Source organism: Achromobacter sp. (assembly GCF_032102605.1).
Classification (GTDB): domain Bacteria; phylum Pseudomonadota; class Gammaproteobacteria; order Burkholderiales; family Burkholderiaceae_B; genus Achromobacter.
Genome location: NZ_DAMDGT010000001.1, coordinates 939379 through 965999, shown reverse-complemented (window position 1 = coordinate 965999; position 26621 = coordinate 939379). Strand labels below are relative to the sequence as shown.

30 protein-coding genes are annotated in these 26621 nt (G+C 65.9%); 13 read left to right on the top strand and 17 right to left on the bottom strand.

Annotated features, from left to right (window positions below):
• Positions 1-2: 2 nt before the first annotated feature.
• Positions 3-437 carry a hypothetical protein gene (locus RT614_RS04570; RefSeq protein ID WP_313620593.1) on the bottom strand — a complete coding sequence of 145 codons (435 nt, stop codon included), beginning with the start codon at positions 435-437 and terminating at the stop codon, positions 3-5.
• Between the two features lie 82 nt (positions 438-519).
• A complete protein-coding gene (locus tag RT614_RS04565) occupies positions 520-744 on the bottom strand; it encodes a DUF1049 domain-containing protein (protein ID WP_313620592.1) in 225 nt (74 codons plus the stop codon).
• A gap of 342 nt (positions 745-1086) precedes the next feature.
• Here RT614_RS04565 and RT614_RS04560 point away from each other — a divergent pair, with 342 nt between their 5' ends.
• Entirely contained in the window at positions 1087-1818 is a 732-nt protein-coding gene (locus RT614_RS04560) for a carbonic anhydrase family protein (protein WP_313620591.1), read from the top strand.
• 90 nt (positions 1819-1908) lie between these two features.
• Here the strand turns inward: RT614_RS04560 and RT614_RS04555 are convergent, their stop codons facing one another.
• The gene (locus RT614_RS04555; RefSeq protein WP_313620589.1) at positions 1909-2481 is read right to left on the bottom strand and encodes a methyltransferase domain-containing protein; all 573 of its coding nucleotides are present in this window, start codon (positions 2479-2481) and stop codon (positions 1909-1911) included.
• Positions 2482-2840: 359 nt separating this feature from the next.
• Positions 2841-4280, bottom strand: a complete 1440-nt coding sequence (locus RT614_RS04550; RefSeq protein WP_313620588.1) for an NAD-dependent succinate-semialdehyde dehydrogenase — start codon at positions 4278-4280, stop codon at positions 2841-2843.
• Positions 4281-4495: 215 nt separating this feature from the next.
• Here RT614_RS04550 and RT614_RS04545 point away from each other — a divergent pair, with 215 nt between their 5' ends.
• A complete protein-coding gene (locus RT614_RS04545; protein WP_313620586.1) occupies positions 4496-4780 on the top strand; it encodes a hypothetical protein in 285 nt (94 codons plus the stop codon).
• An 8-nt stretch (positions 4781-4788) separates the two neighbouring features.
• Here RT614_RS04545 and RT614_RS04540 read toward each other — a convergent pair whose 3' ends face one another.
• From RT614_RS04540 to RT614_RS04510, 7 genes are all read right to left on the bottom strand, one after another.
• Positions 4789-5655, bottom strand: coding sequence for a symmetrical bis(5'-nucleosyl)-tetraphosphatase (locus RT614_RS04540; protein ID WP_313620584.1), 867 nt, complete (start codon positions 5653-5655; stop codon positions 4789-4791).
• Positions 5656-5864: 209 nt separating this feature from the next.
• Entirely contained in the window at positions 5865-6104 is a 240-nt protein-coding gene (locus RT614_RS04535) for a DNA-3-methyladenine glycosylase (RefSeq protein WP_313620583.1), read from the bottom strand.
• 49 nt (positions 6105-6153) lie between these two features.
• Positions 6154-6702, bottom strand: a complete 549-nt coding sequence (locus RT614_RS04530; RefSeq protein ID WP_313620582.1) for a cytochrome b — start codon at positions 6700-6702, stop codon at positions 6154-6156.
• A gap of 132 nt (positions 6703-6834) precedes the next feature.
• Complete coding sequence (gene ligD / locus RT614_RS04525) at positions 6835-9498, bottom strand: DNA ligase D (RefSeq protein WP_313620580.1); 2664 nt, start codon at positions 9496-9498, stop codon at positions 6835-6837.
• Positions 9499-9500: 2 nt separating this feature from the next.
• Complete coding sequence (locus RT614_RS04520) at positions 9501-10469, bottom strand: Ku protein (RefSeq protein WP_313620579.1); 969 nt, start codon at positions 10467-10469, stop codon at positions 9501-9503.
• 25 nt (positions 10470-10494) lie between these two features.
• Positions 10495-10773 (bottom strand): hypothetical protein, encoded by a 279-nt coding sequence (locus RT614_RS04515; protein ID WP_313620578.1) that lies wholly within the window; start codon positions 10771-10773, stop codon positions 10495-10497.
• A gap of 52 nt (positions 10774-10825) precedes the next feature.
• The gene (locus RT614_RS04510; protein ID WP_313620576.1) at positions 10826-11218 is read right to left on the bottom strand and encodes a PRC-barrel domain-containing protein; all 393 of its coding nucleotides are present in this window, start codon (positions 11216-11218) and stop codon (positions 10826-10828) included.
• Positions 11219-11728: 510 nt separating this feature from the next.
• On the opposite strand from RT614_RS04510, the gene ppk2 reads away from it, so the two are divergent.
• The gene (gene ppk2, locus RT614_RS04505; protein ID WP_313620575.1) at positions 11729-12565 is read left to right on the top strand and encodes a polyphosphate kinase 2; all 837 of its coding nucleotides are present in this window, start codon (positions 11729-11731) and stop codon (positions 12563-12565) included.
• An 18-nt stretch (positions 12566-12583) separates the two neighbouring features.
• A complete protein-coding gene (locus tag RT614_RS04500) occupies positions 12584-12841 on the top strand; it encodes an RNA-binding protein (protein ID WP_313620574.1) in 258 nt (85 codons plus the stop codon).
• Positions 12842-12877: 36 nt separating this feature from the next.
• On the opposite strand, the gene RT614_RS04495 is transcribed toward RT614_RS04500, so the two are convergent.
• The 5 genes from RT614_RS04495 to RT614_RS04475 all read right to left on the bottom strand — a co-directional run bounded on the left by RT614_RS04495 (position 12878) and on the right by RT614_RS04475 (position 17916).
• The gene (locus RT614_RS04495) at positions 12878-13075 is read right to left on the bottom strand and encodes a hypothetical protein (RefSeq protein WP_313620572.1); all 198 of its coding nucleotides are present in this window, start codon (positions 13073-13075) and stop codon (positions 12878-12880) included.
• 73 nt (positions 13076-13148) lie between these two features.
• On the bottom strand, positions 13149-15206 hold the full coding sequence (locus tag RT614_RS04490) for a TonB-dependent copper receptor (protein ID WP_313620571.1): 2058 nt from the start codon (positions 15204-15206) through the stop codon (positions 13149-13151).
• A gap of 204 nt (positions 15207-15410) precedes the next feature.
• Entirely contained in the window at positions 15411-15815 is a 405-nt protein-coding gene (locus RT614_RS04485) for a DUF2946 family protein (protein WP_313620569.1), read from the bottom strand.
• 112 nt (positions 15816-15927) lie between these two features.
• Entirely contained in the window at positions 15928-17346 is a 1419-nt protein-coding gene (locus RT614_RS04480; protein ID WP_313620568.1) for a PepSY-associated TM helix domain-containing protein, read from the bottom strand.
• 75 nt (positions 17347-17421) lie between these two features.
• On the bottom strand, positions 17422-17916 hold the full coding sequence (locus RT614_RS04475; RefSeq protein WP_313620567.1) for a DUF2946 family protein: 495 nt from the start codon (positions 17914-17916) through the stop codon (positions 17422-17424).
• Between the two features lie 212 nt (positions 17917-18128).
• Between RT614_RS04475 and RT614_RS04470 the strand changes: the two genes are divergently transcribed.
• From RT614_RS04470 to RT614_RS04435, 8 genes are read left to right on the top strand one after another with little or no spacing between them, the layout of a single operon-like run.
• The gene (locus RT614_RS04470; RefSeq protein WP_313620566.1) at positions 18129-19304 is read left to right on the top strand and encodes a PepSY domain-containing protein; all 1176 of its coding nucleotides are present in this window, start codon (positions 18129-18131) and stop codon (positions 19302-19304) included.
• Entirely contained in the window at positions 19301-19840 is a 540-nt protein-coding gene (locus tag RT614_RS04465; protein ID WP_313620564.1) for a thiamine pyrophosphate-binding protein, read from the top strand. Before RT614_RS04470 ends, RT614_RS04465 begins: the two co-directional genes overlap by 4 nt.
• On the top strand, positions 19837-20163 hold the full coding sequence (locus RT614_RS04460) for a hypothetical protein (RefSeq protein ID WP_313620562.1): 327 nt from the start codon (positions 19837-19839) through the stop codon (positions 20161-20163). Before RT614_RS04465 ends, RT614_RS04460 begins: the two co-directional genes overlap by 4 nt.
• 18 nt (positions 20164-20181) lie before the next feature.
• Complete coding sequence (locus RT614_RS04455; RefSeq protein WP_313620561.1) at positions 20182-20793, top strand: DUF6162 family protein; 612 nt, start codon at positions 20182-20184, stop codon at positions 20791-20793.
• Positions 20794-20837: 44 nt separating this feature from the next.
• Entirely contained in the window at positions 20838-21791 is a 954-nt protein-coding gene (locus RT614_RS04450; RefSeq protein ID WP_313620559.1) for a metal ABC transporter solute-binding protein, Zn/Mn family, read from the top strand.
• Positions 21788-22558 carry a metal ABC transporter ATP-binding protein gene (locus tag RT614_RS04445; protein WP_313620558.1) on the top strand — a complete coding sequence of 257 codons (771 nt, stop codon included), beginning with the start codon at positions 21788-21790 and terminating at the stop codon, positions 22556-22558. Before RT614_RS04450 ends, RT614_RS04445 begins: the two co-directional genes overlap by 4 nt.
• Complete coding sequence (locus RT614_RS04440) at positions 22555-23460, top strand: metal ABC transporter permease (RefSeq protein WP_313620556.1); 906 nt, start codon at positions 22555-22557, stop codon at positions 23458-23460. The genes RT614_RS04445 and RT614_RS04440 overlap by 4 nt, the downstream gene beginning before the upstream one ends.
• Positions 23457-24470 carry a metal ABC transporter solute-binding protein, Zn/Mn family gene (locus RT614_RS04435; protein ID WP_313620554.1) on the top strand — a complete coding sequence of 338 codons (1014 nt, stop codon included), beginning with the start codon at positions 23457-23459 and terminating at the stop codon, positions 24468-24470. The genes RT614_RS04440 and RT614_RS04435 overlap by 4 nt, the downstream gene beginning before the upstream one ends.
• 45 nt (positions 24471-24515) lie before the next feature.
• On the opposite strand, the gene RT614_RS04430 is transcribed toward RT614_RS04435, so the two are convergent.
• Positions 24516-25466, bottom strand: a complete 951-nt coding sequence (locus tag RT614_RS04430; RefSeq protein ID WP_313620552.1) for a LysR substrate-binding domain-containing protein — start codon at positions 25464-25466, stop codon at positions 24516-24518.
• 144 nt (positions 25467-25610) lie between these two features.
• Between RT614_RS04430 and RT614_RS04425 the strand changes: the two genes are divergently transcribed.
• A complete protein-coding gene (locus tag RT614_RS04425; RefSeq protein WP_313620551.1) occupies positions 25611-26615 on the top strand; it encodes a tripartite tricarboxylate transporter substrate binding protein in 1005 nt (334 codons plus the stop codon).
• Positions 26616-26621: the final 6 nt, after the last annotated feature.

Sequence of the window (26621 nt, the reverse complement as noted above, 5' to 3'; positions counted from 1 at the left end):
AATCAGCGCGGCTGGGCCGGCGCCGCTGCGGGCGCTGGCTGTGCCGGCGGCTGCGCGCTGGTGCGCATGAAATTCCCATTCCCGTCGAACCCGCCGATCGCGCGGCCGTTGAAGAAAACGACGCGCCGCACGCTCCATTGCGGCTGATCGGGTCCGACCTGATCGTAGCCAGCCACTTCGAAATCGTATGCCCAGGCGGACACGGGCTTGCCGTCCTCGCCGGTGAACGTCGTCTTCTTTACCGATTCGGCATAGCCTTTGTCGCGGTAGCTGACGTAGCGAGTGGGCGGCATCGAATCGCGCAGCGTCGACATGTACTGGTAGAGATCTTCGTCGCTGGGCGGGGTGCCGTACTTGGCCAGGTCGTTCTTTGTGGCGACCGTGCCGGCGCAGCCGGCCAGCAGGCACGTGGACAAAACAAGAGATAGCCGTTTCATCGGAATTGCTCCTTGGTACGCATACGCGCCGGTACTACAGGCGCACGGCGGCTTGCCGGGGTCAGCAGAGCTTGAAAAAAAGTTATGTGGGCCGGTGGGCGGCGCCGCGGAAGGCGGAACGCACCAGGCTGATGAGAAAGCCGCCCGTGAGCATCCCGAGGATGTACACGCCGATGACCAAAACCGAGGCGGGCAATGTGATGGTGGAGGTCCAGAGCGTCAGGGTGACGGAATCGAAGTTCTGGATCTTGAAGGAAAGAACGATCACTGTCAGCAACACGATCAATACGATGTACAGGTATCTCATGGGGCACCTTTCGTATCAGCTTGCCAAGTCGTCCCCCGGATGATTGGAGGGCCCGTCGTGCGGAAAAACTATGCCACTCATCCCGACGGAAAACAAGAAAAACAGGGTCGCGGGGGATTTATTCAACGTGGGCCGGCGGTTGCGGCGGGCGCCCCGACGGCCTGTCCCCTTCCCCGGGGATACGCACGCAGCCGTTGTCCAAGGCCGCAAACAGGAACAGAATAAACGCGCCGTAAAACCGGCGAACTGTGGTCGGCCCATCGACGAATAGCCGCCTCCCGCGGTCTGTCTAGCTGGGCTGCATATAGGGGACACCTCATGGAAGCGATCAAGGATTGTTGCATGGCAGGGCACCCTCTGGACCCCGGCCGTCGGGTCTGGCTGAAGGCGAGCGCGGGGGCAGGCGCCACTGCAATGTTGGCGGGTGTGGCGCTGGCGCCGGCCGACGCCCAGGCCGCGTCTCTCTCGAAGGCGCAGCGTGACGCCATGACGCCGGACCAGGTCATCGACATGATGAAAAAGGGCAACGCCCGCTTTCGGGCCGGCAAGCCCCAGAACCACAACTTCCTGGCGCAGAAGCGCTCGAGCGCGTCGGGCCAGTTTCCCGCCGCGGTGATCCTGAGTTGCATCGATTCCCGGGCGCCCGCGGAGATCATCATGGACACGGGCATCGGCGACACCTTCAATGGCCGGGTCGCCGGCAATATTTCCAACAACGACCTGTTGGGCAGCATGGAATTCGCCTGCGCGGCGGCGGGCGCCAAGGTGGTGCTGGTCATGGGGCATACCGCGTGCGGCGCAGTGGCCGGGGCCATCGACAACGTCCAGCTCGGTCACCTGACCGGGCTGCTGGACGTCATCAAGCCCGCCGTCGACGCGACCAAGTATTCGGGTGAACGTAGCGGCAAGAATGCGCAATTCGTGGACGCCGTGGCCCGGACGAACGTCCAGCACACCGTCGAGGCCATACGCAAGAACAGTCCCATCCTGGCCGGGCTGGAAAAAGAAGGAAAGATCAAGATCGTCGGCTCGATGTACGACCTGAGCAACGGCATGCTCACGTTCCTGACCTGACGCGCCAACGGCAGAGGGGCGGCGGCTGCCATTGCGGCGGCCGGCGGCCTGATCCTTGGCCGGCGCCGTCCGCCCTGCCCGCCCGCCGCTTCAGGCCAGTCGGCTCAGGCTGTACACCGACGCCGGCGGCAAGTTCAACGGCACGAATTTCACCCGCCGTGCGTGCAGCCCGCAGTCTTCGAGCACGCCGGCCGAAATCGGACATCGCACGCCGTACGTGAAGAAATGCATGGACCCGCCCGGGTGCATCGCCTCGAACACCGCGGTCAACAGCTTGTGGTGAAGCGTCCCGCTCATGTTTCGTAGCGGCAGACCGCAGATGGCGGCGCCTATGCCATGCAGCTCGGGATGGCTGTCCCGGGAAAGATCCTGCGCCGAAACCTGCAGCACTGCAGCCCCGGGAAACTGACTGCGCAGGCTGGAGCTCATTTCCGAATCTTGCTCGACCAGCACCAGGCTGGAAGGCGCCACGCCCTTGCGCAGCATCTCGCGCGTGAAGACGCCGGTGCCGCAGCCAAGTTCCAGGACTTTGCCCGCTTTGGGCTGGATCGTTTCGGTGATGGCCGCTGCCAGCGCGGCGCTGGACGGCGCCACGGCGCCCACGGCCGAGGGATTGGACAGCAGCGCCTTGACGAACTGCTTGCGCTCTTGCAGCCAGGTCATGTACGGGCTGGATGCGGATTTATGTCGGGCAAGCGTCTTGAATGGCGGCAAGGAATGCATTGATGCGTCTATCTCCGGAATCGACATTATCAAGAGACCTTACCTGCGGGCGACGGCCCGGACCGGCAACGGTGCGTAAGCACCCATATCAAATAGAGAGGGACGACGGAAACGCAATCAGGGACTGCCGCAGGCCGCGCGCCCGCTGTGAAGGAACGTCATGCTGCGCTTGCACGCATTTTGCAACAGCGGCCCGGGGCACCCCCGGGCCGTGCTATTGATCACGGATGATCGGCTTCGGATGCTCCCGCGCAAAGAATTCCAACAATGCAGGAACCCGTTGCGCGGTTGGCGGAGCGTCAGATCCCGACGACCGAGACCGCCTTGGTGACGAGGTAGGCTTCCAGCGCTTCGGGGCCGCCTTCGGACCCATAGCCGGAATCCTTCACGCCGCCGAACGGAAGTTCGGCCGAGGGCGTGGCGGGCTGGTTGACCCACAGCATGCCCACTTCCAGCCGGCGCGAAAGCTCTTGCACGGTCTTGATCGACCGGGTGAAACCATAGGCGGCCAGCCCGAACGGCAGACGGTTGGCTTCGCGAATTGCTTCGTCCAGCGTTTCGAAACTGCGGATCGCGGCGATCGGGCCAAATGGCTCTTCGTTGAAAATATCGGCGTCGAGCGGCACGTCGGTAAGGATGGTCGGCGCGAAGAAATTACCCGCGCCCCCGACGCGCTTGCCGCCGGTGGCCAGGCGGGCGCCCTTCTCGCTGGCGTTCTTGACGATCTTGTCCATGGCCGCCAGGCGACGGTCATTGGCCAGCGGGCCAAGGGTCGTGCCTTCGGTCAGGCCGTCGCCCAGTTTAAGCTTTTCGGCATGGGCCACGAACGCCTGCTCGAAGGCGGCCTTGACGTTCTTGTGCACCAGGAAGCGCGTGGGCGAAATGCAGACCTGGCCGGCGTTGCGGAATTTTGCGCCGCCCGAGGCCTTGACCGCCAGTTCCACATCGGCGTCCTCGGCGACGATCACTGGGGCGTGTCCGCCGAGTTCCATCGTGACGCGCTTCATGTGGCGCCCGGCCAGCGCGGCCAGTTCCTTGCCCACCGGCGTGGAACCGGTAAAGGTGACCTTGCGGATCACCGGGTGCGGGATCAGGTAGCTGGAGATCTCGGCGGGCGAACCGAACACCAGGCCCAGCACGCCCTTGGGGATGCCCGCGTCGACAAAGCAGTTCAAGAGCGCCGCCGGCGACGCCGGGGTTTCTTCGGGCGCCTTCACCAGGAAGGAGCAGCCCGTGGCCAGGGCCGCGCCCAGCTTGCGCACGATCTGGTTGACCGGGAAGTTCCACGGCGTGAACGCCGCGACGGGCCCGACGGGCTCTTTGATGACCAGCTGCTGGGCCGCCGGATTGCGCGACGGCACGATACGGCCGTAGACGCGCAGCGCCTCGTTGCCGAACCAGTCGATGATGTCGGCGCCGGCGAGGACTTCGCCGCGGGCCTCGAACAGCGGCTTGCCCTGTTCCTGGGTCAGCAGGCGCGCGACGTCGTCGGCGCGTTCGCGCAGCAGCGCCGCCGCCTTGCGCATGACCGCGCAACGCTCGTGGGCGGAGGTGTCGCGCCAGGTTTCAAAGCCGCGCTGCGCCGCCGCCAGCGCCAGGTCCAGGTCCTCGCGGCTGGCGCTGGCCACCTGGCCGATCTTCTGGCCGGTGGCGGGGTTGACGACATCGATGCGCGCGCCGCCGCGGGCCTCGCGCCATTCGTTGTCGATCAAGAGAAGAGTATCGGGATAACCGTTCATGAATGCTCCGTGGTTGAAATGCGGCCGTCACGTTCCAGTCGATTCGGGCTAGCGCGGCGGAATCCGTCCGACGCCAGCCGGTATCGTAAGTGTTTGAGGTGGCCACGGGAAGTGCTTCCGCCAATCCGGCATCGGACGCAGCGCCCGCCGTTGGGCACGCAGCTTGCTGTAGGGGTTGCGCCGTTCACCCCCCACCTTCGATTGTGGAGGCTCCCATGAGCTCGCCGGAACCCGTTCTTTCTCAGATCCAGGCCGGAAATCTTGGCATTTCCCTGGACACCCGCACGCCTGTCACGGCCGCGCACGCCGCCCCATGCCTGGCTATCTGCCCGATGGCCGCCAACGAAGACCTGCCGTCCGTGGCGACCGCCCCGCCGCCGCCTACCGAAGCCGAGCTGTCGGCGCGCGTGCCTCTCAGTGCATGGCTGTCCCTGGCTTTCTGGGCCATCGGCACCGCGCTGCTGTTCAGCCTGGGCGTGGCCTACCGCCTGCTGGCATAAACGAGAGGTCAGGCGACCTGGGCAAGCGCCTCGCGGGTCGCCTGGACCAGCTTGCGGTCCGACAATCGGTAAGCCGTCAACGGCCCGCCCGTCACGCAGGCCGTATCCAGGCACACCACGTCGGTGCGCACCAGGAGTCCCAGCGTCGCCCAGTGGCCGAACACGATGGTCTTGTCCTCCCCGGCCTGGCGCGGCAGGTCGTACCAGGGCACGGTTTCGCGGGGCCAACTGCCGGGAGCCGTTTTGGCGCCGGGCGCCAGCGCGGCGGCCCGGGTGCAAAGCCGCATTCTTGTGAATGCGCTGACGATGAAGCGCAGCCGGCGCTGTGTATCCATCTTGGCATTCCACGCCAGGGGTGCGGGCCCGGTGAGCGTGCGCATGTGACGGCGCCAGTCGCTGTCGCGGAGCAGGCTTTCCACTTGCCCGGCCAGCCGCAACGCCTGGGGAACGTCCCATTTGGGATACAAGCCGGCATGGACCATGACATGCCGGCCACTGACGTGCATCAACGGCTGCGCGCGCAGCCAATCCAGCAGGATGTCGGCGTCCGGGGCGTCGAGAAGGTCGTCCAGGGTGTCGCGGCTATCGGGACGCAGGCAGCCCGCCGCGATGGCCAAGGCCCGAAGATCGTGATTGCCAAGCACGACCGTGGCTCGTTCGCCCAGCGCCATGATGCGCCGGAGCGTCTCGGCCGACGATGGGCCGCGGTTGACCAGGTCTCCCACGAACCAGAATCGGCACCCGGGATCCCCTGCAATTTCAGGGCTGGCCAGCAAGGCGTCCAGCGATTGGCAGCAGCCATGCACGTCCCCGATGGCCCAGACTGCGCTTTCCGGCGGTTTCGGCGCCAATCCGGACAGAGGCGAATCCGGCACTGGCGCGGGCCCCGCCGGATGGCTGTGTCTGCTGATTGGCTGTCTTACCCGTCTGCGTAGCATGGTCGTCCTTGTTGCGGATCATTCGTCGCACGAATTCGTGGCTCGTGCGGACGGGCCAGCAAGCGCTGTACCTATGCAAACGTTTGCATGGGGTCTGTCAGGGGCACGAAGCCGCCCCCCGCCCGTCTGTCGCGGCTTCCGGCGCGCTAACCATCCTTCATGCGACGGCCCCACACGGATTCCTGCCGATAGGCGTCGGCCTGGCACAGCGTGCGGTAGAACATTGCCCCCGCGCCGATAAAGTTGCCCAGCTCCTTTTCCGACAGTTTCGATGCGACGCCCTCCAGATAGCCGGCGTAGATCGACAGCACCCGATCCCATTCGTCCAACCTGGGCGCAGGAGCGGACACCGAGATCATCAGTGCCAAGAGCTCATCCCGCTGCATGATTCCCTCCTGTGCAGGCCGGAGCGCCGGCCGTTCATTGGCCCTCGGTTCATTGCCCTTTGGTCATATAGGACAGCACGCGCCGTCCATCCGCTCTGCGGTGCAGAAACGCCATGCAGACATGACCCGCGGCCAGCGCAATCAGCGTCCAGCCCAGCAGGCCATGCCAGGCATTGGCAAGCTCGACCAGGCTTTCGATTTCCCTGTCCCGGGGCGGGAACACCTGGATGCCGAACGCCGAATAGCCCCTTCCCCGGCCATAGGCGCGCAGCAACCCGAGCGTGGGGATGGCCATCATCAGCAGATAGAGGACGAGATGCCCCAGACCCGCCAACAGCCCGCTGTCGGGGCGCCGCCCCGCATTCGCCAACGCCCACGCGCCGCGCGCCAGGACAAGGACAAGCAACAGCAATCCCAGCGAGGTGTGCGAGAACCAGAAGAAGTCTTCGATGGGCGTGTCCGGCGCGAATTGACGGGCCGCCGCACTGGCGAACTGCCAGGCCAGCAGCGCCGCCATCAACCAGTGAAGAATGCGGCTGACCGGACCATAGCCGTCCGGACGGTCCATCAGCCTTGATTGCGTGAGGTGCGTGGGCATGTGGAGCCTCCGTCGGAGATCCATCCAGCATAGGGGTGAGCCTGCTCCCGGCATTGTGCCAACCCCTGACCCCGCATATGCAACAAACTGCAATTGCGCCCTGTCCGGGAAACGGAGGGACGCCGCTCGCGGTCATGGTTCGAAGTCCATCGCCGCCATGGCCCGGCCAAGCGACTGCGGCGTGTAGTCGGACCATGGCTCATTGCCGGCGTCCAGGCGGGCATGGATGTTGGCGATCGTCCAATGCGATCCGCCGCTGAGTTTTTCCAGTTCTTCCCACGTGACCGGCACCGATACGCCCAGGCCGGGTCGCGCGCGCGCCGACCAGGCCGACACCGTCGTCGCCCCGAATCCGTTGCGCAGGTAATCGGCAAAGATCTTGCCTACCCGGTTCTTCGGCCCGCTTTTGGCGACGAATATCTGTGGCAACGTGCGGGCCAGATGCTGCACGATCGCCTGTGAAAACGCCTTCACCGTGTCCCAGCCGTGCTGCTTGCGCAGCGGCACCACCACGTGAAGTCCCTTGCCACCGCTGGTCTTCAGCCAGGCGTCAAGCCCGATCTCCTGCAGCAGCACACGCACCAGGTGTGCGGCCTGTTGCATGGTCGCCCATTCCACGCCTTCCCCGGGGTCCAGGTCGAACAGCATGCGGTCCGGCTTGTCGATGGACGTCTTGACGGCGTTCCAGGTGTGGAATTCCACCACATTCATCTGGACCGCCGACATGATGGCCTCGGGCGTAGGCACTTCAAGCAGCGGGGGATGGTCGGGATCCAGCTTGGCGGGTAGCGGCTTGACGCCCGGCATCGCCGCTTCCAGGTGTTTCTGGAAGAAGAACTCGCCCTGGATGCCAGCAGGCGCCCGCAAGAACGACACCGGCCGGCCCTTCAGGTGCTCCAGCATCAACGGCGCAATCAGGCCATAGTAGCGAGCCAGGTCCAGCTTGGTCAGCTTGGTGGACGGGTCGATGACGCGATCCGGATTGGTGAGCTTGCCGCCCTTGCCACGCCCCCCGGGCGAGACGGACGCCGATGCGGATTTTGGTGCGGACGCAGTCGCGGACGCAGTTGCGGACGCCGTCCTGGATTTCGGTGCGGATTTCGAAGCCGATGCCGATTTGGATTTGGCGCGCGCGCCGGTTGCCGTCTTCGTGGCGGGCGCGTCGGCGTCTTCGATGTCCTTGACGGGCACTGCCTTCTCGCGGGAAATGGCCCGCACGGGCTTGTCCTGCCGCAAACCCCGGAAGACCGAGTGTCGAATATGACCACCGCTGGTCCATTCGCCGAACGAAACTTCGGCAATCAGCTCTGGCTTGACCCAACGCGCCCCGCCGCCCGCGGGAGCGCCCGTCACCGCCTTCCTGTCCGTTTCGATGGCCGACAGGCGCTTTTGCAGCGAGACCAGGCTCTGGTCGTCAAAGCCCGTGCCGACCTTGCCGGCATAGCGCAGGCCGCCGTCCGTCTCGTTGACGGCCAGCAGCAACGCGCCCAGGCCGGCACGCGCGCCCTTGGGCGCGGTGTAGCCCACGATGGCGAACTCCTGCCGCCGGGCGCACTTGACCTTGACCCAGGTATCGCTGCGGCGTGACGCATAGGACGAAGACAGGCGCTTGGCCATGATGCCCTCCAGCCCCATCCGGCAGGCGGTCGCCACCAGGTCCGCAGGCGCCGCGTCAAGCGCCTCGCTGAAACGCAGCTGGTCGTCTTCGGTTGTGTCCATCAACTGCTGCAGCAGCGCGCGACGCACCGTCAGTGGTTCCTGCCGCAGATCCCTGCCGCCGATGAACGGCAGGTCGAATGCGTAGAACACGATGTCCTGGGTCCGCTGCCCGTCGAAAGCATTTTGCAGCGACTGGAAATTGGGAATGCCGTCGCGGTCCAGCATCACGATTTCGCCGTCCACCCAGGCCCACTTCGCCGGCAGCGCGCGAAATGCTTCCACCAGGTGCGGGAGCTTTGCGCTCCAGTCGTGACCGTTGCGGGTGTATAGACGAACGTCGTCGCCCTCGATCCGGACCATCAGCCGATAGCCGTCGAACTTCATTTCGTACAGCCAGTCCGACGCGTGGCTGGGCACGCCGTCGACCAGCGTGGCCAATTGCGGCTTGAGCACCGGCGGCAGCTCGGCAGCCTCACCGGGCAGACGGGCGTCGTCCTGGCCTTCGCCGCCGTCTGCGGGCGTTGATCCTTTGCTGCCAGCCTTGGACGCGGCTTTGGATTGTGGTTTGAGTTTGGGCTTGGCCTTGGCGCGCAGCGGGACAACGCTGTCCGGCATCTCGTCCACCACGCTGAACTCGCGTTCACCGCGGGCGAACTCGTCGCGGTCCTTGACCAATAGCCACGGCGGCTGCTTTTCGGTTTCCTTGCCTTTCAGCCGGATCAGGGCCCAACGCCCCTGCATCTTGACCCCTTGCAGGTCGAATTTGAGATGCCCGTCGCGGTAGCCCTTGCGCGCATCGCCGACCGGCGCCCAGGTGCCCTCGTCCCAGATGATGACTTTGCCGGCGCCGTACTGCCCTTCGGGAATCTGGCCTTCGAACTGGTTGTACGCAATGGGATGATCTTCCACCTGCACGGCCATGCGCTTGACGGCGGGATCGTAGCAAGGCCCCTTGGGCACCGCCCAGCTCTTCATCGCGCCGTCCAGCTCAAGGCGGAAGTCATAGTGCAGCCGGCTGGCCCAGTGTTTCTGGATGACGAAAGCCCGGGCGTTCTCATTGGCGTCTCCGCCCCCCGCCGGTTCCGACGTCACGTCGAAATTGCGCTTTTCCCGGTACTTCTTGAGCGTGTCGGCCATGGTCACGCCGCCTTGCGCGCCTTGCCGGCCGTCTTGGCTGATTTGGCCGCGGTCTTCTTGGCGGCCGCTTTCTTGGCGGGAGCCTTGCGCGCGGCCGTCTTTTTGGCGGCGCCGCCAGTTGATTCGCTGTCCGAAGCCGATTCCTTGCCGCCACGGCCGCCCCCGCCGCCTCGCTTGCCTCCCTTCAGGCTGCGTTGCAGCAGTTCGGTCAGGTCGATGACGTTGTCGGCGTAGGCCGGGGACTCTTCCTGCGGTTCGATGACGGTTTCGGTCTTGCCGGCGCGCGCCTTCTTTTCCACCAGCTCCATCACGGCGGCCTTGAACTCGTCTTTGTAGACCTCGGGATCCCAGTCGCCCGACATGTCGTCCACCAGCATCTTCGCCATCTTCATTTCACTGGGGCTCGGACTCATGTTCTTGGCGCCGGCCTTGGGCAGGTCCAGCCCTTCCAGCGATTTGACCTCGTCGCCCCAGCGCATCAGGTTGAGCACCAGCGCGTCGCCCGACGGAATCAGCGCCGCCAGATGCTGCTTGGTCTGGATCACCACCTTGGCGATGCCGATCTTGCCGGTCTTGACCAGCGTGTCGCGCAACAAGGCATACACCTTGTGGCCCTTGTTGATGGGCGCCACATAGTAGGGGCGCTCCAGGTAGACGAATGACACGCCGGCTGCATCCACGAACTGCTGGATTTCGATCGTCTGCGTGGTGCGGGGATAGGCTTCGGCGATCTCTTCGGGCGACACGATGACGTACTGCCCGTCTTCGTACTCCACGCCCTTGACGATGTTCTCCTTGTCGATCTCCTTGCCGGTGCGCTTGTTGATCCGCTTGTAGCCCACCGGGTCCATCGAGCGCTTGTCCAGCCAGTCGAAGTCGACGCCGGACTCGCTTGTCGCAGTATGCAGGCCCACGGGAATATGTACCAGGCCGAAGGAGATCGCCCCCTTCCATATGGTTCTCGATGCCATGACAGCCTCCTTCCTGTTGCTCCGATCAGCCCAGGCGCTTGACGACGCGAGCGACTCGGGCGACGCCCCCGGTGCCGCTGGCCGCCCTTCCCACCAGCGCAGTGCCCGCGGCCGTGATCACGGTGCGCCTCAGGAGGGTGCGGCTGCGCATGCCCGCCAGCATCAACAGCATGCCGACGCCCAGGACGATCAGGTGTTCGCCCGGAAAATCCGGCCGGCGTGCATCGATGCTGCGAAGCTGCCGCAGCAGCGACGGGGAACGGGCTTCGACTCGGGACGTTTCGACCATGGGTTCAATCTGCATGGAGCCTCCTGTTGAATATCGCTATCGAACGAGCGCCCGCCGGGCGGCGCGGCTACTTGGCGTACTTGAATTCCGGCAACGCCTTGAGCGTGTCCTTGGTGGCGTCAGGCAGTTGGAACTGATCGCCGGCCACCTGCATCTTCGACAGCGGCACGGTCACAAGGTGGTTCCCCACGCCCAACAGGCCTCCAACCGACAGCACGGCGTACGGCGCCCAATCGGGCGGCCCCAGGATCAAGTCGTCCACGGTGCCGATCTTTTCCTTCTTGCCGTTGTAGACAGTCGCCCCGATGATTTTCGAGGCTCGGTAGCCCGCCTCCACCTTGGCGACGTCGACGCGGACCTCGGTCACGGATTGCGGGGCGCCCTGCGCGTGCGCCTGTGGCGCACCAAACGCCGCACCCAACAGGACGGCCAAGGAAAGCGTTGCGTTCTTCTTGATCATTGCCAATCTCCTTGGGTCTTCTAGCGGCGAGCGCCGGCCGGGCCGGCAGGGGTTTCAGCGCTGGGCGTTCCTTCGTCGGAAGGCTCCATGTCTTCGTCCCGGAATTCGTTGCCTTGCGCGTTCTCGCTGGCGTCAGTAGGTTTGACGGGCGCAGGCGTGCTTGCTGCGCCGCCCTTTCCGTCTGCCGGGCCTGGTGGCAGGTCGTCCGGTGTGGAAGTCGCTTCTACAGCGTTGTCCTGAAAGGATGGCTGCCCAACGGAAGTCTTCGGTTCCATATGCGTCCCCTCGGGTTCGGTAAGGCCATCGGAATCGTGGCCGCTGGTCAGGCCAGCAAGTGGCGTGCCCGGGGAAAACCGATGGCCGCCCGGCCCCTATGACAAACCCGAATTCGCTCCCCAATTTCTGTTTGTAACCAGAGCGACTGGTGACCGGCATTCGGAAATATATTCAAAAGACCAAGCGGCGCCGGCGAGCGCCCTTCCCCCGTTGCTGGACTACCGGAGCGCGACGATGGCTGACAAGAGGAAGGACAAGAACGAGAAGGGCAAAAACGCCCCTGACGCGACTGAATCAGGCGCTTTGTCCAAGAGGGAGTACGAAAATGAACTGGCTCGCCTGCATGTCGAGCTGGTCAAGCTGCAGGAATGGGTGGTGCATACGGGGGCGAAAGTCTGCATCGTGTTCGAAGGCCGGGATGGCGCCGGCAAAGGCGGCACGATCAAGGCCATCACCGAGCGCGTCAGCCCCCGTGTCTTCCGGGTGGTCGCCCTGCCCGCGCCCACCGAGCGCGAAAAATCCCAGATGTACATGCAACGCTATCTGCCGCACCTGCCCGCGGCCGGCGAAGTGGTGATCTTCGACCGCAGCTGGTACAACCGCGCCGGGGTGGAACGGGTAATGGGATTCTGCACGCAGGCGCAGGTCGACGTGTTCCTGAAGGCCGTGCCGCTTGTCGAACGGGTGATGATCGACTCCGGCATCCTGTTGTTCAAATACTGGCTGGAAGTCAGCGAAGAAGAACAGACCCGCCGGCTGCAGTCGCGCATCAATGACGAGCGCAAGACGTGGAAGCTGACGAAGATGGACCTGGATTCGTACAGCCGCTGGTACGACTATTCCCGTGCCCGCGACGACATGTTCCGAGCCACCGACACGTCGGCGTCTCCCTGGTTCGTGGGGCGTTCCAACGATAAAAAGCGGGTGCGCCTGAATATCATCAGCCACCTGCTGGACCACATTCCCTATACGGCCCCGCCCAAGGAAAAGGTCAAACTGCCCAAGCGGCAGAAGGACAAGGGCTACACCGAGCCCGACCACCCGTTCCGCTTCGTGGCCGAAAAATTCTGACTTGCAAAGGAATTCCTCATGGCAGCCCTGCTGATCAATCAAGTCGAAGAGAGCACGTCGGACGACGACATCCGTTCGTTCTTGTTGAAATACGGATTCCCGCCACTGGACCGGGTGCAGCGCGTACCGAGCGAGGGCGCACGCCCGGCGGTGCTGGTTACGTTCGATGGCGCGACGGAAGCAGAGCTGAAGGCCCTGCTGCCCCGCATCCATCAGGTGTTCTGGAAAAACCATACGATCACGGCGCTGGTGATGCGAGCCCCGATCGCAGACTGAACCCGGGCACCGGGATGCCGGCGCCCGGGTTGCCCACTACCACGCGGCGCGGGGGCGGTAGGTCTCCCTGACATAGCTCGCCAGTTCCGCCTCTACCGTGGACATCGACGGCGCCTGCTCCCGCTCCGGATGCAGCAGCTGCTGGGCTGCGGCAAGGGTGCGCAATGCGCGACGTTCGCCAACACTCAGTTGCGCGGGGGTGGCCGAACCTGCGTTGTACGTGAATTCTTTCATGACGCTTCTCCAGGGGACTTTGAAAGACCTACGTCACGGCAGGAGCAAGTAGCGTGCCCAACCCCGCTACGGATCAGTATTTGATGCTGACCCGGGCCCACACGCGGCGTCCGGGTTCGTTCACCGCCGTGTTGGCCGGATAGCCGAAACCCGCGTTGCCGGCCAGGTTCAGGTGTTCGCTGTAGGTCCTGTCGAACAGGTTGTCCACGCCCAGCGCAAGCTTCACGTTCCGGCTCACCACATAACCGGCGTTGACGGAAAAGACGCCGAAACCCGCGCTGGGTCCGAAATCCTTGCCGACGACGTTGCCTTCGTTAAGCGCGTAGCGATTTTGCGGCGCGACGATGCGCCACAACGCGCCAGCCGACCACGTGCCATCGTCGTAGGCCGCGCTGAGCTTGGCTTCCAGCGGTGGAATTTGAGGCAGCGGGCGGCCGTCGCTGCGGTTCTGGGCCCAGGCGTAGGCCAGCGTCGCGCCCAGCTTCCAGGTGGGCGTTATGGCATAAGAGGTGCCGAATTCTCCACCGAATATCCGGGCATCCACGTTGGTGGCCTGCGATGACGCTCCCATCATCCCGCCCGACGTGTAATTGAACAGGATGAAGTCGTTCACATAGCCCGCGTAACCCGAGAACCAGACGTCCAGCGATTCCGTCCTGTATTGCGCTCCGAAATCCAGCTGGGTAGTTTTTTCCGGCTTGACGCCCTGGAACGCGTTGACGGAACCGGCCGGCCCCTGATCGGGGGAAAACAGTTCCCAGTAATCTGGAAAGCGTTCCACGTGGCCAAGGCCGATGTACACCGTGGCGGGCAGCGCAGCCAGGTCTTTTTCATAACGCAGGAAGCCGCTGGGCAGCGTGTCGCTCCGGCGCTCGTTGGCGGTGGGATTGGGCATGGGCATCATGCCGCCGGTGGTTTGCCGGAAGTCCTTTGCCGACGCCCAGTCCACCCGCGCGCCGCCGATGACGCGGCTGTCGGCCGCCGCCCGCCAGGTCAGCTCGCCGAATACGCCGGTGTTGGAAAAGTCGGCATCCTTGACCCACGGCTGATTGCGGTAGGACATGCTGTCCGTGCCGCTGCGGGACCGATGGCGGCTCTGCTGGAAGTCCAGGCCGGCCACCAGGCCCAGATTTTCCGCAAGGTTCCACGTGCTGGCGAAACGGCCGCCCCAGGTGGCGCGGTCCACGTCCGCGGCCATCGCCATCGACATGGCGCTGGACGGATCCGGCGCGCGCAGCGTGTAGTTGTCCATGACGTGGTCGGCGTAGTTGTAGTAGAGCTGCGCCTCGACCTGGTTCAGCACCGGCCCGATGTTTCGCTTTTCAAAGCGCAGCCCGAAGCTTTCGCGCTTGAACTGAGAGCCATCCATGCCGCGCCCGGCGTAGCGCGCCTCGCCGTCGCCGGTGCCCGCCGTCAGTTCATACAGCGTGTCCGCATCCGGCGTAAAGCCCAGCGTGACATCCGCGTTCCACTTGTCCCAGCGAGACGGCACGGTGTTGCCATCGCCGTCCTTGTAGTCCTGAGAGTGCGAATGGTTGGCCGTGATGCGGGTGTAGACCTTTTCGTTGCCGACGGTCAGGTCCGCTGTCTGGTCGTTGCGCCCGAACGAGCCGCCCACCAGGCTGCCGTCAAAGCGCACGCCCGCCTCGGTGAACTGGGGCGTGTCGCGGTCGAAGCGGATGGTGCCTGCCGAGGCGCCCGGCCCCCACAACACGGTCTGCGGTCCCTTGATGACCGTGAGCTCGTCGAAGTTTTCCGGAGAAATATAGGAGCTGGGGGCATCCATGCGCGCCGGGCACGCGCCCGGCATGGAGGTGCCGTTGGTCAGGATGTTCAGCCGGGATCCGAACATGCCGCGCAATATAGGATCGCCATTGGTGCCGCCGTTGCGCACCGCCGAAAAGCCGGGGATGGTCTTGAGGTAGTCGGTGCCGTCGCTGGCCGGCAGCGGCTGGCGCGGAAGCTTTGGATCCGTGGTGAAGGTCAGGGGCGCGCTGGGCGCCACGCCCATGATGACCACGGGGTCCATCGTGGCGACGCCGTCGGCCGCCGATTGGCCCCATGCGGGGAAAGTGGCGGCCACTGCGGCGGCCAGGCAGGTCATGCGTAAAAATTGCTGTTTGATGCACATATCGGGATCTCGACCATCTGGGATCGTTGAATTCAGTGATCCGGTGTCCCGCGGATTTGCCGATGCGACAGGCGCAGCCAGGCGCATGGCGCCCACAACGGGGCCATGCCAGACGCGACGTATCGGGATTCCGCTGACGGACGGCGCGTCGCGCGCCCGGCATGGGCGGCGCGATGCAGACCGGTGATGCTTAATAGCGGTCCGTCAGGCGAAGTGCGGCGGTGCGCGCGGCTGCTGCTGCAACCGGGCGACTGCGCTGGAGAAATGAGAGACGACCGCAGGGGCCGCCGCATCGGGTTGCGCAAGCGTGGGAAGCAGCCACGCCAGCAGCCAGAGTTCGGGCAGCGTCGCGCCGCCCAGCATGGCGCAGCCGGCAACGCAGCAATGCGGCAAGGCGCCGCTGTGCTGCTCGCCTTGGTCGGCGCCTGCGATATCCAATGAGACGACGCGCGGCCCGCTGGCCGTGCAGATGATGGTGGTGGCGCCTGCGCTTCCGGCTCCGCTGCGGGGAGCGGCCAGCGCCGAGGATGCGATCAGCGCCTGAAAGACGAAGAGGACCGCTGCGAACAGCGAAATCCATCGTCTACCTGTGGTGGCGCACCAGTGCATCAGCATCCCCTTGACGGCGCAGATGGTAGCACGCAGGACAACGCCGATTTGGCGTAAATCCAGGGCCTGCGCAGGCCGGGCGGCGGCAATCTGCGCCGCCCGTTGATGCAGATCAAGCGACGTTGGCCGCCGGTCTCGCCGCACGCCAGCGCACCACGTCAACAACCAGGAACACCAACAGGCTCACGCCCATTACCGGCAGGCACCAGCCCAGCGCCACCGCCACGGCGGCGGCCGCGATACGGCCCGGCCAGGACAGCTCGGCCCATGCCTGCGTCAGTGTCTGGCTTGTGGCGCCTGCGGCCGGGCGGCGCAGCCACCACATTCGGTAGCCCAGGATGATCATCGTCGTCAGCGCGATCCCGATGGCGGCCATCAATAGCTGATTCGGCCATCCGAAGAGGATGCCCATGTGCATGTCCACGCCCCACCGGATCAGCTTGGCGATGAGCGGGAACGTGTCGAAGTCCGCCCGGCTCGTGATGGCATAGGTGGTGGGGTCGACAGCAATGGTGTCGACCTGCGTGGGCCATGAGCGGTCGACTTCGCGCACCAGCCAGGCCTGGTCGGCGGCGCGCGGCGGACGGATCTCAAGTTGGTTGCTGTCGATGCCGCCCTGGCGCGCGGCCTGCACCACGCGATCGAAGCCGGCCGGGATATCAGCCGCGGCTGGCGCCATCGCGGCGTGGTCATGGTGCCCGCCGTGATGATCCGCGTGCTCGCCCGGCGCCGGCATGCCGGCGCCGGCGGCGCCCGGAAGCTTCATGGAGACCGACGGCGTGATCCAGCCAAGCTGTGCGCGCAGCTGATCCACGCGGGCCCCCGCCCAGTTCGACCACGTCAGGCCCGTGGCGGACAGGAACAGCAGCCCGATGCCCACCCAAAGGCCCAGCAGGCCATGCCACCGGCGGGCGCGCAGCCGCGGGCTGCGCGCGGCTGACGCCCTGTCCCGTCCGCGCTTCGCAAACCACAGGACGACGCCGCCCAGGGTGGCCAGCCACAGCCACGAGGCAGCCAGTTCGCTGTAGTTGCGGCCCACTTCGCCCAGCATCAGGTTGCGGTGCAGGTAGTCCAGCGTGGTCCGGAACGGCAGCGTGCCGCTGGTGCCGTAGACGATCATGTCACCCTGGATCTGCAGCGTGACGGGGTCGACGAACAGCGCGCGGCTTTCGGAATCGCCCATACCGGCCTGGGTGAACATGACACGGGTGGTCTCGCCGGGGCCCGGCGCGGGCCGCACGGCGAACAGGCGCGGACCCGGACCGATGCGACGTTGTGCGGCCTCAACCTGATCCGCAAGGGGGCGGGCCGGGCCGGTGGAAGCCGTGCGGATCTGGTCCGCGTAGATCAGGTTTTCAATCTGCGGCGTCAGCACGAAAAGCGTGCCGGTCACCGCGGCGACCAGGATGAAAGGACCGACGAACAGTCCAACGTAGAAATGCAGCCGCGTGATCAGCGCGAGCAACGCGCTGCCGCTCGCGGACCGCGCCCGCGCCGATGCGCTGGGAGTATCCAGGATTTGTGTGGACATGGTGTACTCGAAAACAACGGACGCCGCCCGCGGTGGGCGGCAATCGTGCGCGCGGCGCGCGCACGGCGACGAAGGTCATCCGAAGGTTCGAGGCGGGGCCCGTTGCCCCAGCGGCGGCCCGGCGGCCGGCATGGGCGGACGCGGGCTGTCGGACAGACGCGGTGCCTGGACGAAACCGCGCAGCAGCACGGGAGCCAGCGCGATGGCGGGAGGAAGCATCAGCGCCTGGTGCGCGCTGATTCCGAATGGACATTCCTGGCCGGCTGCGACATGGCCCGACTGTCCCGTCTGCCCTTCGTGGCCGTGGTGTCCATGATGCGGATCAGCATGCGCCAGCCCGTGAGCTTCCGCATGCGCATCCTGGACGGGCCGCAGGGCCATACCCGGAAACGCCCCGCCGCCGGCCGCGCAGAAGCCAAGGGCCAGACGCCCCTGCTGCAGCGCCTGTACGTCGGGCATGTACCCCACGGGCACGAACGCGCGCGCTGCCAGCAAGACAAGCAGCAGCAGGTGCGCCAGTGTGGTGGCGCACGCAATGCGAGGGGGTCTACAGGAAGATCGGGCGCGCATGCACTCATTCCCGGCGGCGGCCGATTCCGTCGCCAAGCGCGCATTGTAACCGTGGCTCCCCGTTCCGATCGGAAGGAATGGCCTTCAGAAGACGTTGTCCGCCAGGGGCGGAACGCAGCCGTTTAAGACAATTGAGACTTATTATTGCTAGAATTCCGCCTGACACCTCCCTTAAATGGGACCACATGCCTTGCACACGGGACAGCTTCTGAATGGCCAAGCCATCGCGCTCCAAATTATGGTTCTTAGTACACAGTTGGCTGGCTCTGCCAATCTGGGTGTTCCTTTTCTTCATCTGTGCGACCGGAACCATCGCCGTCATCAGCCAGGAAATCGTCTGGCTCATCAACCCCGCAGTGCGCGCCCAAGCGCCCGACGCCGACACGCCCCGCATGGGATACCAGGCGCTGATTGACTCCATCGCCAAGCAGGAGCCCCAGGCTTCGGTGCAGCGCCTGTCCTGGCCCGAGGAATCCCAATTCGCCCTGACCGCAGCTGTTGGCTATCCGGGCGCGCGGTTCACGTCGATCTACGTCAATCCCTATACCGGCGTGGTGCAGGGCCCTGCCCTGAGCTTCGATCTTCGACAGTTCATGCGCGCGCTGCACGGCTGGCTGCTGATTCCGTTCAACAACGGCTACAGCTGGGGCTGGTACCTGGTTTCCCTGCTGTCGCTGCCGATGCTGGCGTCGCTGATCACGGGCCTTGTCGTCTACAAGCGCTTCTGGCGCGCGTATTTCCAGAAGCCGCGCCTGCGCGTCGGACAGGGCGCGCGCATTTTCTGGGGCGACTTCCACCGCCTGTCCGGCCTGTGGTCCGTCTGGTTCATCCTGCTGATTTCGATCAGCGCGATCTGGTTCCTGGTGCAGGCGGTGCTGGGCGATACCGCCACGACCATCTCCACGCAAGGCGTGCCCGCCGTCGTGGCGCGCGACCAGGTGCCCACCGTGGCGCCCGGCCAAACCGTCAAGCGCTTGCCGCTCGATGAGGTCGTCGCCATCGCCGAACGCGAATTGCCCGGCCTGGACACGCAGCACGTGTTCTTCCCCGGCAACGCCTATGACCCGATCACCATATCAGGCCGGGGCGCCTATCCCCTGATGTTCCAGTACGCCAAGATCAACCCGTACAACGGCGATGTCGAGGAAGTGCGCCGCCTGTCGGATCGCAATGGCCTGGAGTTCTTCACCGAATCCATGCGGCCGCTGCACACGGGCGACTTCGGCGGCTTCTGGCTGAAGGTGGTGTGGTTCCTGTTCGGCCTGCTGCTGACGATGATGTCGCTCAGCGGCCTGCTGATCTGGACCAAGCGCACCGCGCAAGCCACCGCCAAGGCGCTGCGCCCCGCGCGCGCCGACCGTTCCGCCGCTCGCGAGGTGACCGAATGAGCAAGACCGCAACGCTGGACGCCGCGGCGCCCAAGACCAGTATCTGGCGCCGCTGGCGGTTCCACCTGAGCGCGCTGCTGCTCATCCTGCCCATCATCTATGTCCCGAAGTATTTCGAGAATCTGGCGCTGTCGCGCGGGTTGATGGGGCTGGGCCAGCGCCCCGCCGGCGACGTGCAGGTGGGCCCCTGGAAGCTGCAGTTTGCCGAATGGCAGGTCCAACCGCCCAAGTCGGATCCGGCCGGCATGGTCAAGACTTTCACGATGGCCCAGTGCGCCGGCTGCGAGAAACAGATCCGCGCGGTCTACGTGCGTGTCGGCAAGCCGCGCAGCCTGCGCGCCGCGGGTTCGATCTTCTTTGGCAGTCCCCACCGGGCGTTCGCCACCGTGCCGATCCCGCCGCGGACCGCCCCGGACGCTGATCTGTGGATCACCGTGGAAGGCTGGGACGGATCGATGCATCAGGCCGCCTGGCCCATCGCCACGGCGTCGCCCGTCACCGCCGAATGGCTGAAGAAACAAGGAGCTAAACAATGAATGCGTTTTTCGCGAACGGCGTCCGCGCCGCGCTGCTTGGCGCCCTGCTGAGCGCCAGCACCGCCGCCCTGGCGCACAATCCCATGGCCGAATGCAAGGCCGAGGGCAAGGAGCAGATCCAGTGCACCGGCGGCTTTTCCGACGGCAGCGGCGCCGCGGGCGTCACCATGGACGTGATCTCCTACGATGAGCAGATCCTTGTGCCGGGCAAGCTGGACCAGGATTCCAAGCTCACGTTCAAGCGGCCCAATGGCGAGTTCTACGTGCTGTTCGATGCCGGTCCTGGCCACGTCGTGGAAATCGATCACGTAGACATCCAGTAAGCGGCCGCGACAAGCAGCATGCATACTCAAGTCATCCGCCCGGCCGGCGCCGGGCACGAAACGCTTGCCGTGCTGGGCGCATGCCTGGTAATCGTCGCCGCCGCGGCCGGCTACATCGGCCTGCGCGAGGCCCCGCCCGAAAAGGCGGCGCTGGCCGCCAGCCAGATAGACGCGCGGCGCGACCTCACCCCTGCCGAACAGGGCATCTACGCGGACCTGCGCGTCGCCTACGAAGAGATCGGTTTTGCCCTGCAGGCGGGCGAACCGTTGCCTTCCGTGGCCGACCTGTCCGCGCAGGGCCTGCCCCCGTTCGTGGCGGACAACAGCACCGCGGCGCGTGGCGGCCATGCCTGGCGCCTGCAACGGCAGGCAGGCCACGCCCTGTACGTCGGCCAGACCGCCGATTCCGCCCTGGCGGGCTCCTTCCTGCTGCGCGCCGAAGACGGCGCCAAGAATGGCCACGGCCATGACCACGGCAAGGAAGCCGACGCCCAAGCGGATGTCTGGCTCGCCCGTGATGCGGGGGCGCGCGTTCCCGATCCGGCCGACGACGCCGCGCTGGCGGCGGCGGGCTGGCGGCAGGTCGTCGCCCAGTTCGATGCCGGTGTGACCCGCCAGAGCAAGCCCTGACCGCCCTCCTTCCCCATCGTCCTTCGACACGAGCCTACGGATTTATGTCTGCATTTTCGTCTTTCACCTTGATCCTGCGCCGCTGCGCCCGACCGCTGGCCGCCCTGGCGCTGCTGGCCTTTGCCGCGCTGTCGCCCGCCCATGCGGAAGACGCCAAGCGCCTGCGCATCGGCGTGACGCTGCACCCCTACTACAGCTATGTCGCGAACATCGTCGGCGACAAGGCCGAGGTCGTGCCGCTGATTCCCGTGGGCTTCAATCCGCACGCCTATGAACCGCGGGCGGAAGACATCAAACGCATCGGGACGCTGGACGTGGTGGTGCTCAACGGCATCGGGCACGACGACTTCGCGGACCGGATGATCGCCGCCAGTGAAAAGCCCAAGATCCCCGTGATCGAGGCAAACGCGCAGGTGCCGCTGCTTGCAGCAGTGGGCATGGCGGCACGCGGCGGCGGCGATTCGGGCAAGGTCGTGAATCCGCACACGTTCCTGTCCATCACCGCGTCCATCGCGCAGATCAACACCATCTCGCGTGAGCTGGGCCGCATCGATCCCGCCAACGCACAGGCGTACACGGCGAATGCCCGCGCCTACGGCCAGCGGCTGCGCAAGCTGCGCGCCGACGCGCTGGGCCAGCTGGTTTCGGCGCCCAACGCGGACCTGCGCGTGGCCACGATCCACGGCGCCTACGACTACCTGCTGCGCGAGTTTGGCCTGGAAGTGACGGCCGTTGTGGAACCCGCTCACGGCATTGAACCCAGCCCCGCGCAGCTCAAGGGCACCATCGAGCAGTTGCGCGCGGCGGACGTGAAGGTGATCTTCTCGGAACTGAATTTCCCGTCCGCCTATGTCGAAACCATCCAGCGCGAGACCGGGGTGAAGCTTTACGCGCTGTCGCATATCTCCTACGGCGAGTACAGCGCCGAGCAATATGAAAACGAAATGAAGCGCAACCTGGCGACGGTGGTGCGCGCCATCGAAGAGGCTGGCGCGTGACCGCCCCCTTCGCCGCCCACCCGAACACCGCGCTCGGGCCTGCGCTTGCGTTCGAGAACGTCTCGCTGACGCTGGGCCGCACCGACATCCTGAGCGACGTCGGCTTCACCGTGGCGGCCGGCAGCGTGCATGCGCTGGTTGGCCCCAATGGCGGAGGCAAGAGTTCGCTGGTCAAGACGCTGCTGGGCCAGATGCCGCATCGCGGCAAGCTCAGCGTGTCCTGGCCCGGCGACCGCCCCGGCGTCATTGGCTACATCCCGCAGGCGCTGGAGTTCGATCGCGGCCTTCCCATGACCGTCAATGATTTCATGGCCGCGATGTGCCAGCGCAAACCCGCGTTCCTGGGTCTGTCGCGCGCGCGATCGGGCGAAATCAACGCGGCGCTGGAACGCGTGGGCATGCAGGACAAGCGAAATCGCCGCATGGGCGCCCTGTCCGGGGGCGAACGGCAGCGCGTGCTGCTGGCCCAGGGCCTGGTGCCCAGCCCGGCGCTGGTCGTCCTGGACGAGCCCATGTCCGCGCTCGATGAAGCCGGCGTGCGCGTGTTCGAGGAACTGCTGGAAAGCTGGCGCGCGCAGCGCGTGACCGTGCTGTGGATCGAGCATGACCTGGAAGCCGTCGGCCGGCTGGCCGATCGCGTCACGGGCCTGAACCGCCAGTTGCTCTGCGACGGCCCGCCCGCGCAGGTGCTGACGCCGGACCGGCTGCTTGCCTTGTTTTCGACCCGGCCGCGCGTGGGCAGCGTGCCGCAGGAGCGCGCAGCATGAACGCCTTTTTCGATAGCCTTCGGCAACTGGTGCAAGGCGCGGCGGAATCCGGGATCTTGCCCGGTTCGCTGGCCTACGGCTTTGTCGTCAACGCCCTGCTTGCCGGCCTGATCATCGGGCCGGTGCTGGGCGGCCTGGGCACTCTTGTGGTGGTCAAGCGCTTCGCCTTCTTTTCCGAAGCCGTCGGCCATGCCGCGCTGACGGGCGTGGCGATCGGCATCCTGCTGGGCGAACCCTACACCGGTCCCTACGGCAGCCTGTTCAGCTATTGCCTGATCTTCGGCATCCTGCTGAATTTCCTCAGCAACCGCACGCGGCTTACGCCCGACACGCTGATCGGCGTATTCCTGTCGGTGTCGCTGGCGCTGGGCGCAAGCCTGTTGCTCGTCCTGTCCGGGCGCATCAACATCCACATCCTTGAGAACGTGCTGTTCGGGTCGGTGCTGACCGTCAACAGCAATGACCTGTCGGTGCTGACCTGCGTGGCGGTGCTGGCCCTGGCCCTGGCGCTGCCGAACTACAACCGGCTGATGCTGGCCAGCTTCAACCCGCAATTGGCCGCGGTGCGCGGCGTGCCCGTGAAGGCGATGGATTATCTGTTCGTGATCCTGGTAACCCTGGTCACCGTGGCCTCCGTCAAGGTGATCGGCGCCATCCTGGTGGGCGCGCTGCTGGTGATTCCAGCGGCCGCGGCGCGCATGCTGGCGCAGTCGCTCAAGAGCTTCTTCGCGCTGTCGGTGCTGCTGGCCATGGTCAGCACGCTGGCCGGCATCATGTTGCCGATCGAGCTTGAGCTGCCGGTGCCGTCCGGCGCGGCCATCATTCTGGTCGCGGGGATTTTGTTTGGGATCGCCGCCTTGGCGCGCAGCCTTGCGCCGGGCCTGAAAGGAAATGCAGCATGAATCTGAAGTCGCATTGCACAACGTTGCGCCACGCCGCGCTGGCCGTGGCCCTGGCGTCGGCATTAGGAACCGCCGCCGTCGCGCAGGCGCAGGACGCCCCCCGCAGCGGCCGTGCCGCCCGCGCGGCGCAAACCGAAGCCGCGCCAGCCACGCCCGCCACGCCGGCCTCGGCGACCGTGCTGGCCGCGCATCCGGTGGTCTACGCGTTGACGAGCAAGCTGGCCGAAGGCACGGGCATCCGCGTTGAACGGGCCGCCCCCGCCAACATGCCGCCCACGCGCCTGACCTCGTATTTCAACGGTCGCGGTGGCGCCGCGCTGCAAAAGGCAGCGGCGTCCGCCGACGCCGCAGTAGGCCTGCGCTCGATCTGGCCCGACGATCCGCTGTATCAGACCGCGCGCCGCACGAACATCCGCATCGTTGAAATCGACGCCGCGCGTCCGCTGGACGGGGCGCTCAACGGCATCGCCCTGCAGAACGACACGCGGCCCGGCGGCCAGTTTGGCGCCTACCCCTGGCTGAGCATCGTCAACCTGGGGCGCATGGCCGATATCGTCGCCGCTGACCTCGGACGCCTGTCTCCGGCGGACGACAAGCGCATCGGCGAGAACCTGGGGCACATCAAGCGCACCCTGGTCGAACTGAACGCCAAGGGTCAGGCCGGGCTGGCGCAGGCCGAGAACGTGGCGGTGATCAGCCTGTCCGAACGCCTGCCTTACCTGATCGCCGAGTTCAACCTGGACCTCATCGAGACTGACGCGCGCGATGACAAGGAATGGACACCCGAAGCGCTGGCTGCCCTGACCGGCAAGCTGAAGGACAACGGCGCGGCCGCGGCGCTGCTGCATCGCGAACCCACGCCCGAATTGCGGCAGGCCATCGAGGCCGGCGGCGCCCGCGCCGTGGTGCTGGCCACCGACGGAGCCGACCCGATAGCCGAGCTCCAGGGCAACGCGCAACTGCTGCTGCAAGCGCTGGCGCCCACCGCCCCGGCTACCGCGCAGAAATGACGGGCCGCGGCGGGTAACGCAATCACCGGCCGCGAAATTTGCGCGCTATCCCGCCGTCTCCGCCGCGCCGGCCGCGGCGGCTTCCCTCAGGCAGTCGATCAATTGCAGGCTGCTGGCCGGCAGCGCGGCGCCGCGCTGCGTGATGATTCCGACGGGTGGAAGGTGCAGCGGCAGCGGCACATCAAGAATCTTGCACAGGCCCTGCCCTTCAAAACTCCTGGCCGCAGAGCGGGCCAGGAATCCCACGCCGCCCCGACTGCCCACGAAGGTCAGCGTGGCCAGATAAGACGACGTCTCCATCAGGTCGGCCGACGGCTGCACGCCGTGCCGATGAAACTGCTGTTCCAGCTTGACGCGTAGCGACGCCCAGGGCGGCGGCATGACGCAGGGCACGGCGGCCAGATCCGCCCAGGCCGGCGCCGCCATGGCCGCCACCGCGCTGCGCGGCCCCGCCACCACCACCATCGGCTCTTCATACAGCGTCTCGGTCTGCAGGTCGGGCGCCGCATAACCCGGTTCAAGCCGGCCCACGAAGAGGTCCAGCTCGCCCAGTCGCAGCTTCGGCAGCAGGTGCGTCAGGTCGCCTTCTTCGATCTGCACCGCGGCGCGCGCGGACCGCGCCTTCAGCGCCTCTACCGCCCGCGCCATCAGCACCGGCATCGCGACGGCCATCGACCCGACGCGTGTCTTGCCCGCCGCGCCGCTCGCCGCGGCGTCGATCTCGTCGCGCGTGCGTTCGTACTGCGCCAGCACGCCGCGCGCGAATCGCACCACCGCTACGCCCGCGGGCGTGGGTTCCGTGCCCCGCACCGACCGCTCAAACAGCGCGAAGCCCAGCATGGCCTCGACTTCGGACAGCATGCGCGACACCGCGGGCTGGCTGACCGCCATGAACTCGGCCGTCCGGCCAAGATGCCGGAATTCGTCCAGCGCGACCACGAGTTGCAGGTGCCTGAGCTTGAGATTCGAACGAAACACGCGGTCCAGGTGCGCCATGACCGGTCCTTTTCATATCAAAGACGTTATCAATCGATGCGCCAATTCTATTGGATAGTTATATATAAGCTCACGAGAATAGGTCCAGGTCGCCCGGCAGCCTTATTGGCGAACCTTAAAAAATAACGACACCGGAGACAATCCATGAGGCACATCCCACCCCCTGACCTGCGCAGGCGCAGGCTGTTGCAAGGCGCTGCCGGCATCGGAGCGGCCAGCTTGCTGGCCCCCTTCGCCGCGCGCGCCGCCGACTACCCGCAGCGCCCCATCACCTTCATCTGTCCATGGCCGGTTGGCGGCACGGCCGACCAGTCGATGCGCGCGCTGTGCCAGGTCGCGTCCGGCGTGCTGGGGCAATCCATCGTGGTGGAAAACCGCGCGGGCGCCTCGGGCATGATCGGCACCAAGTCCCTGTCGCAAGCCCAGCCTGACGGCTACACAATCGGGCAGATTCCGATTTCGGTCACGCGCTTCTCGCAGCTTGGGCTGCTGCAGCTCGATCCCCGCGAAGAGCTGACCTACCTTGCCCGCACGTCCGGTCAGACCTTCGGCATCGCGGTGCTGGCCAGTTCGCCCTTCAAGACGCTGAACGACGTCGTGGCCCATGCCAAGGCCAATCCCGGGCGGGTGAGCTATGGCCACGCCGGCGTGGGCGGCGCCACGCACGTGGGCATGGAGGAATTCGCGATGGCGGCGGGCGTACGCTTCAACGCGATTGCCTACAAGGGCGGCGCGGCGGCGCTGCAGGACGTGCTGGGCGGGCAGATCGACCTGCTGGCCGACTCCAGTTCCTGGGCGCCGCATGTCGAATCGGGCAAGCTGCGCCTCCTGGCGACATGGGGCGAAGCCCGCGCGACGCGCTTCAAGGATGCGCCCACCTTGAAGGAACTGGGCTACGCCGTGGTCGTCGAAGCGCCCAATGGCATCGGCGCGCCCAAGGGCCTGGATCCGGCGATCGAGCGCAAGCTGCGCGACGCCTTCCGCACCGCGGTCAAGAGCGACGCGTTCAAGCAGGTCGCCGATCGCATCGATGCGCCGGTAATGTACCTGGACGGCCCGGACTACAAAGCCTACGTCGCGTCGGTCTACCAGCAGGAGACCGCGTTGATCGCGCGCCTGAAGCTGAAAGAAATGCTGCAAAAGGGTTGATTGCAC

Excerpts from the sequence above, each read along its gene's own strand:
- RT614_RS04570 (WP_313620593.1), bottom strand. The coding sequence starts at position 437 with ATGAAACGGCTATCTCTTGTTTTGTCCACGTGCCTGCTGGCCGGCTGC.
- RT614_RS04565 (WP_313620592.1), bottom strand. The coding sequence starts at position 744 with ATGAGATACCTGTACATCGTATTGATCGTGTTGCTGACAGTGATCGTT.
- RT614_RS04560 (WP_313620591.1), top strand. The coding sequence starts at position 1,087 with ATGGCAGGGCACCCTCTGGACCCCGGCCGTCGGGTCTGGCTGAAGGCG.
- RT614_RS04555 (WP_313620589.1), bottom strand. The coding sequence starts at position 2,481 with ATGACCTGGCTGCAAGAGCGCAAGCAGTTCGTCAAGGCGCTGCTGTCC.
- RT614_RS04550 (WP_313620588.1), bottom strand. The coding sequence starts at position 4,280 with ATGAACGGTTATCCCGATACTCTTCTCTTGATCGACAACGAATGGCGC.
- RT614_RS04545 (WP_313620586.1), top strand. The coding sequence starts at position 4,496 with ATGAGCTCGCCGGAACCCGTTCTTTCTCAGATCCAGGCCGGAAATCTT.
- RT614_RS04535 (WP_313620583.1), bottom strand. The coding sequence starts at position 6,104 with ATGCAGCGGGATGAGCTCTTGGCACTGATGATCTCGGTGTCCGCTCCT.
- RT614_RS04530 (WP_313620582.1), bottom strand. The coding sequence starts at position 6,702 with ATGCCCACGCACCTCACGCAATCAAGGCTGATGGACCGTCCGGACGGC.
- ligD (WP_313620580.1), bottom strand. The coding sequence starts at position 9,498 with ATGGCCGACACGCTCAAGAAGTACCGGGAAAAGCGCAATTTCGACGTG.
- RT614_RS04520 (WP_313620579.1), bottom strand. The coding sequence starts at position 10,469 with ATGGCATCGAGAACCATATGGAAGGGGGCGATCTCCTTCGGCCTGGTA.
- RT614_RS04515 (WP_313620578.1), bottom strand. The coding sequence starts at position 10,773 with ATGCAGATTGAACCCATGGTCGAAACGTCCCGAGTCGAAGCCCGTTCC.
- RT614_RS04510 (WP_313620576.1), bottom strand. The coding sequence starts at position 11,218 with ATGATCAAGAAGAACGCAACGCTTTCCTTGGCCGTCCTGTTGGGTGCG.
- ppk2 (WP_313620575.1), top strand. The coding sequence starts at position 11,729 with ATGGCTGACAAGAGGAAGGACAAGAACGAGAAGGGCAAAAACGCCCCT.
- RT614_RS04500 (WP_313620574.1), top strand. The coding sequence starts at position 12,584 with ATGGCAGCCCTGCTGATCAATCAAGTCGAAGAGAGCACGTCGGACGAC.
- RT614_RS04495 (WP_313620572.1), bottom strand. The coding sequence starts at position 13,075 with ATGAAAGAATTCACGTACAACGCAGGTTCGGCCACCCCCGCGCAACTG.
- RT614_RS04490 (WP_313620571.1), bottom strand. The coding sequence starts at position 15,206 with ATGTGCATCAAACAGCAATTTTTACGCATGACCTGCCTGGCCGCCGCA.
- RT614_RS04485 (WP_313620569.1), bottom strand. The coding sequence starts at position 15,815 with ATGCACTGGTGCGCCACCACAGGTAGACGATGGATTTCGCTGTTCGCA.
- RT614_RS04480 (WP_313620568.1), bottom strand. The coding sequence starts at position 17,346 with ATGTCCACACAAATCCTGGATACTCCCAGCGCATCGGCGCGGGCGCGG.
- RT614_RS04475 (WP_313620567.1), bottom strand. The coding sequence starts at position 17,916 with ATGCGCGCCCGATCTTCCTGTAGACCCCCTCGCATTGCGTGCGCCACC.
- RT614_RS04470 (WP_313620566.1), top strand. The coding sequence starts at position 18,129 with ATGGCCAAGCCATCGCGCTCCAAATTATGGTTCTTAGTACACAGTTGG.
- RT614_RS04465 (WP_313620564.1), top strand. The coding sequence starts at position 19,301 with ATGAGCAAGACCGCAACGCTGGACGCCGCGGCGCCCAAGACCAGTATC.
- RT614_RS04460 (WP_313620562.1), top strand. The coding sequence starts at position 19,837 with ATGAATGCGTTTTTCGCGAACGGCGTCCGCGCCGCGCTGCTTGGCGCC.
- RT614_RS04455 (WP_313620561.1), top strand. The coding sequence starts at position 20,182 with ATGCATACTCAAGTCATCCGCCCGGCCGGCGCCGGGCACGAAACGCTT.
- RT614_RS04450 (WP_313620559.1), top strand. The coding sequence starts at position 20,838 with ATGTCTGCATTTTCGTCTTTCACCTTGATCCTGCGCCGCTGCGCCCGA.
- RT614_RS04440 (WP_313620556.1), top strand. The coding sequence starts at position 22,555 with ATGAACGCCTTTTTCGATAGCCTTCGGCAACTGGTGCAAGGCGCGGCG.
- RT614_RS04435 (WP_313620554.1), top strand. The coding sequence starts at position 23,457 with ATGAATCTGAAGTCGCATTGCACAACGTTGCGCCACGCCGCGCTGGCC.
- RT614_RS04430 (WP_313620552.1), bottom strand. The coding sequence starts at position 25,466 with ATGGCGCACCTGGACCGCGTGTTTCGTTCGAATCTCAAGCTCAGGCAC.
- RT614_RS04425 (WP_313620551.1), top strand. The coding sequence starts at position 25,611 with ATGAGGCACATCCCACCCCCTGACCTGCGCAGGCGCAGGCTGTTGCAA.